General features: G+C 63.6%; 9 protein-coding genes. 3 read left to right on the top strand and 6 right to left on the bottom strand.

Features of this window, described 5'->3' with window-relative positions:
* Nucleotides 1-25: 25 nt before the first annotated feature.
* Both aroA and rsgA read left to right on the top strand, forming a co-directional pair.
* The gene (gene aroA, locus BFN03_RS04600; RefSeq protein ID WP_070378024.1) at nucleotides 26-1342 is read left to right on the top strand and encodes a 3-phosphoshikimate 1-carboxyvinyltransferase; all 1317 of its coding nucleotides are present in this window, start codon (nucleotides 26-28) and stop codon (nucleotides 1340-1342) included.
* The gene (gene rsgA, locus BFN03_RS04595; RefSeq protein WP_084385493.1) at nucleotides 1288-2328 is read left to right on the top strand and encodes a ribosome small subunit-dependent GTPase A; all 1041 of its coding nucleotides are present in this window, start codon (nucleotides 1288-1290) and stop codon (nucleotides 2326-2328) included. The genes aroA and rsgA overlap by 55 nt, the downstream gene beginning before the upstream one ends.
* Nucleotides 2329-2357: 29 nt before the next feature.
* Here rsgA and BFN03_RS04590 read toward each other — a convergent pair whose 3' ends face one another.
* The 5 genes from BFN03_RS04590 to BFN03_RS04570 all read right to left on the bottom strand — a co-directional run bounded on the left by BFN03_RS04590 (nucleotide 2358) and on the right by BFN03_RS04570 (nucleotide 8193).
* Nucleotides 2358-3596 carry a fatty acid desaturase family protein gene (locus tag BFN03_RS04590; RefSeq protein ID WP_070378022.1) on the bottom strand — a complete coding sequence of 413 codons (1239 nt, stop codon included), beginning with the start codon at nucleotides 3594-3596 and terminating at the stop codon, nucleotides 2358-2360.
* A 108-nt stretch (nucleotides 3597-3704) separates the two neighbouring features.
* A complete protein-coding gene (locus BFN03_RS04585; protein ID WP_070378021.1) occupies nucleotides 3705-4955 on the bottom strand; it encodes a fatty acid desaturase family protein in 1251 nt (416 codons plus the stop codon).
* 61 nt (nucleotides 4956-5016) lie between these two features.
* On the bottom strand, nucleotides 5017-6132 hold the full coding sequence (locus BFN03_RS04580) for a ferredoxin reductase (RefSeq protein WP_070378020.1): 1116 nt from the start codon (nucleotides 6130-6132) through the stop codon (nucleotides 5017-5019).
* A gap of 93 nt (nucleotides 6133-6225) precedes the next feature.
* The gene (locus BFN03_RS04575; RefSeq protein WP_070378019.1) at nucleotides 6226-6738 is read right to left on the bottom strand and encodes a DUF6912 family protein; all 513 of its coding nucleotides are present in this window, start codon (nucleotides 6736-6738) and stop codon (nucleotides 6226-6228) included.
* Nucleotides 6739-6768: 30 nt separating this feature from the next.
* Nucleotides 6769-8193 carry a WS/DGAT/MGAT family O-acyltransferase gene (locus BFN03_RS04570; protein ID WP_070378018.1) on the bottom strand — a complete coding sequence of 475 codons (1425 nt, stop codon included), beginning with the start codon at nucleotides 8191-8193 and terminating at the stop codon, nucleotides 6769-6771.
* Between the two features lie 216 nt (nucleotides 8194-8409).
* Here BFN03_RS04570 and BFN03_RS04565 point away from each other — a divergent pair, with 216 nt between their 5' ends.
* Nucleotides 8410-8931, top strand: a complete 522-nt coding sequence (locus BFN03_RS04565) for an Rv3235 family protein (protein WP_070378017.1) — start codon at nucleotides 8410-8412, stop codon at nucleotides 8929-8931.
* A 16-nt stretch (nucleotides 8932-8947) separates the two neighbouring features.
* Here the strand turns inward: BFN03_RS04565 and secA are convergent, their stop codons facing one another.
* Nucleotides 8948-11806 carry a preprotein translocase subunit SecA gene (secA, locus tag BFN03_RS04560; RefSeq protein ID WP_070380614.1) on the bottom strand — a complete coding sequence of 953 codons (2859 nt, stop codon included), beginning with the start codon at nucleotides 11804-11806 and terminating at the stop codon, nucleotides 8948-8950.
* Between the last annotated feature and the right edge of the window lie 53 nt (nucleotides 11807-11859).

The following is an 11859-nucleotide window of genomic DNA, read 5'->3' as shown; positions in this document are numbered from 1 at the left end:
CGCTTCGCACGCTCGATAGGCGAAGATGGGAGCCGTGAGCCCGAGCCTGTGGAAAGCCCCCCGCGCCGAAGCGCCCGTCGTCGCGACGGTTGCCCTCCCCGGATCCAAATCCATCACCAATCGTGCGCTGATCCTTGCCGCACTCGCGAACGGTCCGTCAACCCTGAGCGGGGCACTCCGCAGCCGCGACACCGACCTGATGATCGACGCATTGCGCACGCTCGGCATCACCGTCGAAGCGGTAGGGGACGGTTCGACACTGCGGGTCACTCCCGGTTCACTCCGAGGCGGTGCAGTCGATTGCGGCCTGGCGGGGACAGTCATGCGCTTCCTGCCTCCCCTGGCCACACTCGCCGACGGCGCTGTCCGATTCGACGGTGACGAGCAAGCGCGATCCAGGCCGCTGGGAACGATCCTCGACGCCCTGCGCGGACTCGGAGCCCAGGTCGAAGGCGACACGCTCCCCTTCACCGTCCATGGAACCGGGTCGTTGCGTGGAGGGAGCGTCACGATCGACGCATCCGCGTCGTCCCAGTTCGTCTCGGGCCTGCTGCTGTCAGCGGCCGCTTTCGACGAGGGCGTCACCGTCCATCACGAAGGCAAGGCCATACCGTCCATGCCGCACATCGACATGACCGTAGAGATGCTGCGCCGGGCAGGGATCGAGGTATCGACACCGGCGACCGGCGGTGGCCCCGATACCTGGCGCGTCCGTCCGGGCACAACACGGGCCGTCGACTGGGTGATCGAGCCCGACCTGTCCAACGCCACCGCGTTCCTCGCAGCTGCCGCCGTGACGGGCGGTCGGGTCACAGTGCCGCTGTGGCCGGGCGACACGACCCAACCCGGCGACGCAATCCGCGACATCCTCGCCGCGATGGGCGCCGAAGTACACCTCGAGGGGTCGAACCTGACTGTGCGTGGTCCGAACAAGCTGGCCGGACTCGACATCGACCTTCACGACGTCGGTGAACTCACTCCCACCGTCGCCGCACTCGCCGCACTCGCCGATGGCCCGTCGAACCTACGTGGCATCGCGCACTTGCGCGGGCACGAGACCGACCGGCTGGCCGCACTCGCGCACGAGATCAACTCGCTCGGCGGGAATGCCACCGAAACCGAAGACGGGCTGTCGATCGTCCCCGCAGAACTACACGGCGGGACGTGGCGCTCCTACGCCGACCACCGAATGGCCACCGCAGGCGCCATCATCGGTCTGGCCGTCGACGGCGTCGAGATCGAAGACATCGGAACAACGGCCAAGACTTTGCCCGGGTTCGAGAACCTTTGGGCCACAATGCTGTCCGGAGTGACGGATACCGGGCGAAAGGTAACCTCCTGAGTCGCCGGCAGTACGACGAGTCCGACGTCCGGGTGCGCCCGGGTCGAGGAAGCCGCCCACGCACCAAGACGAGACCCGAGCATCTCACCGCGGAATCGGCAATGGTCGTGTCGGTCGACCGCGGGCGATGGGGTTGCGTTCTCGGCGGCGATCCGAACCGGTTGATCGTGACGATGCGTGCGCGCGAACTGGGGCGCACTCCGATCGTGGTGGGCGACGAGGTCAGCATCGTCGGTGACCTTTCCGGCAAGCCCGACACACTGGCCAGGATCGTGCGAGTGGCCGATCGCACCACCGTTCTGCGACGCACCGCGGACGACACCGACCCCTACGAGCGGATCGTCGTGGCCAACGCGCAACAGTTGCTGATCGTGGTAGCGCTCGCGGACCCGCCACCGCGAACCGGTTTCGTGGAGCGCGCGCTCGTCGCCGCCTATGTAGGCGGGCTGAGTCCCATCGTGTGCCTGACGAAGAGCGACCTCGAGTCGCCCGAGGAGTTCGCGAGCGCATTCGCCGATCTCGATCTTCCCGTCGTAGTGGCGGGCCGCGACGACCCGATCGACGAGGTGAGTTCGATGCTCGCGGGCCGGCTCACCGCGCTGATCGGCCACTCGGGCGTCGGCAAGTCGACGCTTGTCAATCGACTCGTGCCGAATGCTGATCGAGCGGTCGGAGAGGTCTCGGGCGTCGGCAAGGGACGCCACACATCCACCCAATCCGTGGCCCTGCCGCTTCCGACAGGCGGGTGGGTGATCGACACCCCGGGAATCAGGTCGTTCGGGCTAGCCCACATCTCTCCCGGGAACGTTGTTTCCGCCTTCTCTGATCTCGCCGCCGCGATCGAGGACTGTCCGAGAGGCTGCACTCACCTCGGCCCGCCAGCCGATCCCGAGTGTGCACTCGATGAACTCGAGGGCAAGTCGGCCAGACGGGTCGGCGCGGTCCGTCACCTCCTCACCGCAATCGCTTCGAACGAAGCTTGGTGAGGGGACGAACCGCGCCGTAGCAAGACCTCCTAGCGCGAGAACAGCGCGCGCAGCCCTCGACTCTTGCGGGTCCGCTTGATCGCGGCTTTCAGTCCCTGACGGTTCCCGGTGACGGGATCGATTGTCGCCGTGGTGTTTCCACCGAACTTACGCTCGGATGCCGTCTCAGGAGCGTCGTCCACCGTTGCCTTCAGGTACTTGTTCGGCAACGACAGCTTGGCGATCGTGCGCCATGACTTCGCGTACTGCAAGAGGAACGGCCCGGTCGTGTAGGGCAGGTCGTACTTGTCGCACAGCGCCCGCACCTTCACGGCGATCTCGGCGTACCGATTCGACGGCAGATCCGGGTAGATGTGGTGCTCGATCTGGTGGCTCAAGTTGCCCGTCATGAAGTGCATGACCGGGCCGCCCGTGATGTTGGCACTGCCGAGCATCTGACGCAGGTACCACTCGGCGCGCGTCTCGTTGTCGACATCCGACTTCGTGAACTTCTCGGCACCGTCCGGGAAGTGGCCACAGAAGATGACTGCGTTGGTCCACACGTTGCGGATGACGTTGGCGGTCATGTTCGCGGTCAACGTGGACTTCCACGACTTACCGGCCAGCGCCGGGAACACAACGTAGTCCTTCGCGACCTGCTTGCCGATCTTCTGTCCGACCTCACGCAACTTGCGCTTGGTTTCGTCCCGGTCATCTCGCCCCATCGCGACCTTGCCCAGTTCGAGATGCTGGATGGCCACGCCATACTGGAACATCAGCGCCAGCAGTGCGTTGTAGACCAGATTGCCGTAGTTGAACGGGCTCCAGCGCTGATCGCGGGTCACCCGAATCAGGCCGTATCCGACATCGTCGTCCATGCCAAGGACGTTCGTGTACTTGTGATGCAGGTAGTTGTGCGTCTGCTTCCAGTGCGCCGACGGGTCGGTGTTGTCCCACTCCCAGGTCGTCGAGTGGATTTCCGGATCGTTCATCCAGTCCCACTGGCCGTGCATCACATTGTGGCCGAGTTCCATGTTCTCGATGATCTTCGAGAGACCGAGCAAGCCTGTTCCGAGCAACCATGCCGGGCGCTTGCGGCTGGCAAACAAGACTGCCCGCCCGCTGATCTCGAGTCCACGCTGAAGTCGGATCGTGTTGCGTATGTAGCGGGCGTCGCGCTCCCCGCGCGACTCCTCGATTTCGCGGCGGATCGCATCCAGCTCACGTCCGAGTGCTTCGACATCGGCATCGGTGAGATGCGCGTATTCCTTGACATCGGCAATCGCCATGGAACCTCTTCCTCGCTGAGTCGACAAGTTCACACCAGGCCGGCACTGGATTCACCTACCGGGTCGTAACCTACGGTACCGTAGGCTACCTGAAGGCTTACGTGAGGGTCATCGCCGGCGACGACTGGCAATCTTTGCTTCTGCGCGGGCGCGCAGCGCCCACAGCAATCCCCGACGCTCCCCGGTAACCGGATCCGTACGCAATGTCTCGACCACGGCCGCACCCGCGTCTCGGAACTTGCGCTCCGACGACGTCTCGGGGGCGTCATCGGCCGTTGCCCGCAGAAACCTATCCGGCAGAGCGAGTTTGTGGATCGTGCGCAGCGCCAGCAAGTACTGTTTGGCCAAAGAACCGGTTGTGTACGGAAGGTCGTATTTCTCGCACAACGCCCGAACCTTCACCGCGATCTGCGGATACCGATTGCTCGGCAGATCAGGGAAAAGGTGGTGCTCGATCTGGTAGCTCAGATTTCCGGACATGAAACCCATGACCCTGCCGGAGTTGAAGTTGGCGCTCCCGAGCATCTGCCGCAAATACCACTCGTGGCGGGTCTCGTTCTCGTATTCCTCGACCGTGAACTTCTCGGCACCATCCGGGAAGTGGCCACAGAAAATCACCACGTACGCCCATAGGTTTCGGGTGAGGTTCGCCGTCGCATTGGCCAACAAAGTCGACTTCCACGCCGGGCCGGTCAGCGCCGGGAACAAGACGAAGTCCTTGCCGACCTGCCGAAAGACCTTGCGGGCGAAGTCCTTGTTGGCCTGAGAATTGAGCTGGCGACGGTCGGCGCCTTCGAGTTCCCTGGCGGAAGCGAGGTCGTGAAGAGCGATACCCCACTCGAAGGTGGCGGCCAAGATGACGTTCGCAATCGGTTGCAACAAGTTGATCGGTCGCCACGGCTCGTCACGGGTCATTCTGAGGATGCCGAATCCGACGTCCTCGTCCATTCCGACGATATTCGTGAACGTATGGTGCGAGTAGTTGTGGGCCCGCTTCCAGTGCTCGGACGGTCCTGTCTGATCCCACTCCCACGACACCGAGTGAATCTCCGGGTCGTTCATCCAGTCCCACTGGCCGTGCATCACATTGTGACCGAGCTCCATGTTCTCGACGATCTTCGAGACCGAGAGCATCGCAGTACCGATCAGCCACGCAGGCCGGTACTTGCTTCCGAACAACGCGAGCCTGCCACCGAGCTCGAGGAGCCTCTGAGCCCTGATCGTGCGTCGGATGTATCGGGCGTCACGAATTCCTCGTGAGTCCTCCACCTCGAGCCGGATACCATCGAGTTCACGCCCGAGCGACTCGATATCCGCGGCGGTGAGGTGCGCAAACTCTTTGATGTCGGTGATTGCCACCGTTCTCCTCCGTCTGATGAGAATGACGAGAATAGCGGAGTGAGGTGAACAGGCCCCTCACTCATGCGTCGAGCGTGCAGTCCCCTGCCGCAGCCGAGATACAGGTCTGGACTCGGTCACCCTCGGCGTGCTGCTTGCCGGACCTCAGGTCGACGGCGTGACCCGAAAGGATGGGCACGACACACGTCTGGCAGATGCCCATCCGGCAGCCGAACGGCATCAGCACCCCGGCCTTCTCGCCGGCCTCGAGGAGTGTGGTCGCACCGTCGATGGAGAGCGTCTTCTCGGTCTTGGCAAACGTCACCGTCCCACCTTGACCCGAAGTATCGGCACGGGAGACGGCGAACCGCTCGAGATGTAGATTGTCCTCGATATTCTCGTCGCGCCACAGCGTCTCGATTTCGTCGAGCATCGGCAGCGGGCCACAGGCCCACGTCTGCCGTTCACGCCAGTCCGGGCACACTTCGTCGAGTGAGGACAAAGCGAACTTTCCCTCGCTGCGGGTGAGCTGAATCTTGCAGCGGAAGTCTGCGTGCTCGTCGTGAAGGCGGTTGAGTTCGTCGGCAAACATCACGTCGGCATCTGTAGGCGCCGAATGCACATGGAAAACGTCAGGCAACTGTCCGCGCCGGTTCATCGTGCGCAGCATCGACATCACAGGTGTGATACCACTTCCCGCGGTGAGGAACAGGATTCGCTCCGGCGGTGGGTCGGGCAGTGCGAAGTTCCCGGTCGGGGTCGCGAGCCGAACGATGGTGCCGGAAGGCACTCCGTTGACGAGGTGACTCGACAGGAGCCCTTCAGGCATCGCCTTGACTGCGATGGAGATGAGCTTGTCATCCCAGTTCGGGGGCGAAGTAAGGGAGTACGAACGCCAATGCCAGCGTCCATCGACGTGCAATCCGATGCCGATGTACTGCCCCGGCACGTAGTCGAAGTTGAATCCCCAGCCGGGCTTGATGACGATCGTGGCCGAATCCGCCGTCTCGGCGCGAACCTCGACGATCTGGCCACGTAGTTCACGTGCCGACCACAACGGGTTGGCCAGGTGCAGGTAGTCGTCGGGAAGGAGTGGCGTCGTGAGCCGAGCAGCCGCACCGCGCAACCAATTGAGCTTGGACCTCGTGGCGGGCACAACCGCAGCTGCGGGTGCCTCTACCCAATTCTTCAGACCCATCCGACCTCCACCTGTTTAGTCACGACCTACGCTACCGCAAGGCCAATCCACTTACGGAGGCGTAGGTTACCTTGGAGTACGGGGTAGTCCGGGTCACAGCAATTCGAGCAGGAACGGAAGTTCCTGAGTGGCATACCACGCCAAGGCGTGGTCTTCGGCGTCACCCAGAACGAACTCGGCGTCCGAATCACCAAGGTCCGCCTCGTCAATCACCGATGCCGCTCGTTCGACGTCTCGCTCGGCCTCCTCGAGGTCAACGTGCACCGCTGCGACCTGCGCGATGGTGACAGGACCGGGCAACCGCACCACGGCATCGTCGAGGTCTGGCCGCGGGGTCACCTCTTCGACGTCGGCCGCGACCACGGCGCGTCGGAAGCGAACACCTTCTGCCCCGCCCTCGGCCACTCGACCTGCGATCAGTCGCAGCGAAGCCCTCGCCGCCTCGTCCATCGCGACTTCGGCCAGTTCCTCGTCGTCGCCGGACGAGTACGCCTCGCGCAGAGTTGCGGTAACCGCGAACGCAGTCCTGCTCATGGGATCGAACTCCTGATCTGCGACCAACCGCCCGAGAATCTCGATCGTCGCGGGGACGTAAATCCTCGTCATACGTCACCCGCTCTACATCCTGCGGACCACTCACCGACTGGCATCCAACAACTCCTCGAGTGATTCGTGTATCAGCGCCGCCACCACGTCCACATCGGCCATGGCGTCGCGGTCTGCATTCAAACCGTAGTAGACATCGCCGTCGTAGGAGGTCAACGCAATGCTCAAAGTCTGGTTCTTCTGCAAGGGCGCCACCGGATACATCTCCAGCATCCTCGCCCCCCCGACATACAGCGGCATCTGCGGACCCGGGGCGTTCGTGACCGTGAGATTGAACATCCACTGCGGGAAGGTACTTGCCGCCCGAGCACCCATGGCCTGCAAAGTGGCAGGCGCGAACCCGACCAAACGCATCAGCCGCTCCACAGGGACACGACGGCCCTGTATCGCCTGCGCCTCAGTAGCGTGGGCGATATGCGACAGACGTATCACCGGGTTCGGCTCCCCGACCGGTAGGTCGACGAGGAATGCAGACACTTCGCTCAGCGAATCCGCCGCCTTGTCGTGGATGTCCGCTTCGGCATCGCTCTCGAGATCTGCCGCATAGACCGACATCGGCACCGAGGTACGCACAGCAGTGGACTCCGTCACCGGCTCGCCTCGTGACAAGAGCCAGTTTCGCAACGCCCCGGTGATCACCGCGAGGATCACATCGTTCACCTCGCACCCATAGCGCGCGCGGATCTTCCGGTAATCTCCCAGTTCGGTCTTGGCGACGGCGAACCGCCGGTTGCGGGAAACAGCTGCGTTGAGGGGGGTCTCAGGCACCGGCTGCGCGGCAGCGCGTACCACGGAGGCAACCTTGCTCACTGCCCCCAAGGCGCCGCCTAAGGACGCGGACATGTCGCCGAGCGTAATCCGCAGTGATGCCAGCGCTTCGCCCGGACGCGACACCATCTCAGCCAGTGCGCCTGCTATCAGCGTCGATTCGCTGGGCGGACGGGCGGGCATCCACAGTTCCTCTAGCGCAGGCGGGCGCGTCGGCGCCGAATCGAAGATCACCTGACTGATGTCGAGCGCGCTCTCTCCGTCGACCAGAGAGGCATGGGACTTGGTGAAGATCGCGAAGCGATCGTTCGACAGACCCTCCACGAGGTACATCTCCCACAGCGGGCGAGTCTCGTCGAGCCGCCGCGAAGTGAGTCGCGCGACCAGCTCGTGCAACTGCTCATCCGAGCCCGGCTTCGGCAGCGCCGACCGCCGAATGTGGTACTCGATATCGAAGTCTCGGTCGTCCACCCATACCGGACGGGACAGCCCCAGTGCTACCTCCCGGACCTTTTGCCGGTATCGCGGCACGAGCCTGAGCCGCTCCTCGACGAGGCAGAGCAACTCCTCGTAAGACAACCCGCTCGACGGCTTCCGGAAGGTCGCGAGTGAACCCACGTGCATCGGCGTGTTGCTTGTCTCGAGGAAATAGAACGACGCGTCCTGCGTTGACAGTCTCGTCACCATCTCGAGCCCTACTCCTCTGGCATCCCTTCTCGATCCACATCGAGAAGCATCGCTGTCTCATCCTTATCTGCACCTGCCGGCACCTCACCGAAGTCCGAATTCGGTCCCAGCACGCACCAACCCTAGGTTCCGCTGCTCAATTCGGCTACACGACAGAGGGATCCATGACACCATGGCCGCACGACGGCCGTCTCATGCCGAAACCGGGGGGAAGAAATGAGTGAGTCCTACACGTTCCTGTCACGAGCGCCGCGGTTCGAACCGGCAGCCCAGGCGGTATCTGCACCTCCGCCGGCTGTATCCCGTTCCGCGCCTTCGACCGGACGGCACACGTTGGGCCGGGGGCGGTCTCGCCCCTCGCCGCACTCGGGTACGTCACCCCGACCGAGGCCGTCTGCGGGGCCGGGCAGCCCGCTTGCTCCGGACGCGCAGCGTTTCACGGAGCAGGCGTTCCGTCTCGTTCTCGAGGTGGTGGACCGGCGTCGGAACGTGCGACAGCTGCGCCCACTGTTGTCGCCGTCGCTCCTCGACGTCATTCGCGCACATGCTGTCGCCGACTCCCCTACCAGGCAACTCGGCGCCGCTACGCTCGTCCGGGTGCATCTGCGCGCGATCGAACCGTCCGCTTTCGAGGCCTTCGGTACCTACAGCAGGGGCCGCCGGATCTTTGTGATCGCTGCCCGTGTCGAACAGGTGCCCGACACGGGCTGGACCATCACCTCAATAGTCATCGGCTGATCAGGCGGCCGGAGCCTCAGCGCTTGCGCTTCGCCCGGGGTGCCTTCTTCCCCTTCGACTGCGCCCTGGCGGCCTCGCGGCGCTCACGCCGAGTGCCGCTGTCCACGGCGGTGTCGTCCGAACCGCGTCGACTGAGTTGAGCATTGCCGTCCTCGGCCGGCCCGGAATACGTGTATCCGCGCGTGTCGGCGTCAGGCAGCCCCCTGGCACGCAGCGCCGCTGGAGCCGCGGTGCCCTGGGCCTGCCGTGACGCTTCCTCTGTGGGCAGAGGACGCGCGGCTACTGGCGCAGATGTCGCGGTCGCCGCGGCAGATGACGCCGTGACGGTGATACCTGGAGCCGCCGCTTCCTGTGCCGGTGCTGCCTCGACCTGAAGGTTGAACAGGAATCCGACCGACTCCTCCTTCAGCCCCTCGAGCATTCCGCTGAACATGTCGAACCCCTCGCGCTGGTACTCCACGAGCGGATCCCGCTGTGCCATCGCCCTCAGGCCGATGCCCTCCTTGAGGTAGTCCATCTCGTAGAGGTGCTCGCGCCACTTGCGGTCGAGAACGCTCAACAGCACGCGCCGCTCGAGCTCACGCATCCCCCCCTCTCCGGCGACAGCATCGATCTCGGCTTCTCGGCGTGCGTATGCCGCATGCGCATCTTCGAGAAGGACCGCCCTCAGCTCGGAACTCGAGATGTCCTTCGTCGCGTCGTCGTCCTCCTCACCGATGAGTTCCTTGTAGTCCAGTTCGACGGGGTAGAGCGTCTTGAGCGCAGTCCACAGCTGTTCGAGATCCCAGTCCTCGACATAGCCCTCTGCGGTCGCGCCGTCGACGTAGGCGGTGACCACATCGGTGATCATCTTCTCGACCTGACCCTCCATATCCTTGCCTTCAAGGATCTGGCGGCGCTCGTTGTAGATGACCGTGCGCTGCTGGTTCATCACTTCGTCGTACTTGAGGACGTTCTTGCGGATCTCGAAGTTCTGCTGCTCGACCTGTGTCTGAGCGCTCTTGATGGCCCTCGAGACCATCTTCGCCTCGATGGGAACGTTGTCGGGCAGGCTCAGTCTCGTCATGATCGATTCGAGTGCCGCACCGTTGAACCGCCGCATCAACTCGTCGCCGAGCGAGAGATAGAACCGCGATTCACCCGGATCCCCCTGACGACCGGAACGACCGCGCAACTGGTTGTCGATGCGTCGTGACTCATGCCGCTCGGTGCCGAGAACGTACAGCCCGCCCGCTTCGCGGACCTGATCCGCATCGGCTTTCACGTCGGCCTTGACTTGCTCGAGGACCTCGTCCCATGCGGCCTCGTATTCCTCGGGGGTATGGACCGGGTCGAGACCCCGCTTGCGTAGCGCGATGTCGGCGATGATGTCGGGGTTACCACCGAGCACGACGTCGGTTCCACGGCCAGCCATGTTGGTCGCGACGGTGACCGCGCCCGACCTTCCCGCCTCGGCGATGATCGTGGCTTCCTGCTCGTGGAACTTCGCGTTCAGCACATTGTGCGCCACACCCCGCTTGGTGAACTGCTTCGACAGGTACTCCGACCGCTCGACACTGGTAGTACCGATCAGGACCGGCTGGCCTCGTCCGTGCCGCTCCACGACGTCATCGACCACCGCGTTGAACTTGGCTTCCTCGGTCTTGTAGATCAGGTCGCCTTGGTCGACGCGCACCATCGGGCGGTTGGTCGGGATCGGGATGACACCGAGGCTGTAGATCTGATGCAGCTCGGCGGCCTCGGTCTCGGCCGTACCCGTCATGCCCGACAATTTGTCGTAGAGGCGGAAGTAGTTCTGCAAGGTGATCGTCGCGAGGGTCTGGTTCTCGGCCTTGATCTCGACCCTTTCCTTGGCCTCGATCGCCTGATGCATGCCCTCGTTGTACCGGCGACCGGCGAGGATACGACCGGTGAACTCGTCGACGATGATCACCTCGCCGTCGCGGACGATGTAATCCTTGTCCCTGGTGTAGAGCTCCTTGGCCTTGATGGCGTTGTTCAGGTAGCTCACGAGCGGCGAGTTCGTCGCCTCGTACAGGTTCTCGATACCGAGTTGGTCCTCGACCAACTCGACGCCGGCCTCGTGCACACCGACCGTGCGCTTGCGGATGTCGACCTCGTAGTGCACATCCCGCTTCAGCAGCGGGGCGATGCGGGCGAACTCCGCGTACCACTTGCTGGATGCGTCGGCGGGCCCGGAGATGATGAGCGGTGTGCGCGCCTCGTCGATCAGGATGGAGTCGACCTCGTCGACCACGGCGAAGTTGTGACCGCGCTGGACGAGATCGTCCAGGGAGTGCGTCATGTTGTCGCGCAGGTAGTCGAACCCGAACTCGTTGTTCGTACCGTAGGTGATGTCGGCCGCATATGCTGCGCGACGCTCGGCAGGCGACATGCCTGACAGGATCACGCTGGTCTCTAGTCCGAGGAAACGGTGAACACGTCCCATCCACTCGGAGTCACGCTTTGCCAGGTAGTCGTTGACGGTGACCACATGCACGCCGTCACCCGAAATGGCGTTGAGATACGCGGGCAACACGCAGGTCAGGGTCTTTCCTTCACCCGTCTTCATTTCGGCGATGTTGCCGAAGTGGAGGGCGGCCCCACCCATGATCTGCACGTGGAAGTGCCTCTGGTCGATGACCCGCCAAGAGGCCTCTCGCGCGACCGCGAACGCTTCGGGCAGTAGCTCGTCGAGCGACTCACCGTCTCGGTACCGGGCGCGGAACTCGTCGGTCTTTGCGCGGAGCTGCTCATCCGATAGGTCCTCTACCTCGGACGACATCGAGGAAACGTGGTCGGCGATGTGCTTGAGTCGCTTAACCATGCGACCCTCACCAACACGGAGCAGCTTCGATAGCGATAGCGACGGCACAGTCTTGTTCGTCCTCAATCTTCGGCGGTGGATGAATGGGTTGCACACAAATC

Source organism: Rhodococcus sp. WMMA185 (assembly GCF_001767395.1).
In the GTDB taxonomy this organism is placed as follows: Bacteria; Actinomycetota; Actinomycetes; order Mycobacteriales; family Mycobacteriaceae; genus Rhodococcus_F.
The sequence above is the reverse complement of the archived record's forward strand: the minus strand, read 5'-3'. Positions and strand labels throughout refer to the sequence as shown.

Excerpts from the sequence above, each read along its gene's own strand:
- aroA (WP_070378024.1), top strand. The coding sequence starts at position 26 with ATGGGAGCCGTGAGCCCGAGCCTGTGGAAAGCCCCCCGCGCCGAAGCG.
- BFN03_RS04580 (WP_070378020.1), bottom strand. The coding sequence starts at position 6,132 with ATGGGTCTGAAGAATTGGGTAGAGGCACCCGCAGCTGCGGTTGTGCCC.
- BFN03_RS04570 (WP_070378018.1), bottom strand. The coding sequence starts at position 8,193 with ATGGTGACGAGACTGTCAACGCAGGACGCGTCGTTCTATTTCCTCGAG.
- BFN03_RS04590 (WP_070378022.1), bottom strand. The coding sequence starts at position 3,596 with ATGGCGATTGCCGATGTCAAGGAATACGCGCATCTCACCGATGCCGAT.
- BFN03_RS04565 (WP_070378017.1), top strand. The coding sequence starts at position 8,410 with ATGAGTGAGTCCTACACGTTCCTGTCACGAGCGCCGCGGTTCGAACCG.
- BFN03_RS04575 (WP_070378019.1), bottom strand. The coding sequence starts at position 6,738 with ATGACGAGGATTTACGTCCCCGCGACGATCGAGATTCTCGGGCGGTTG.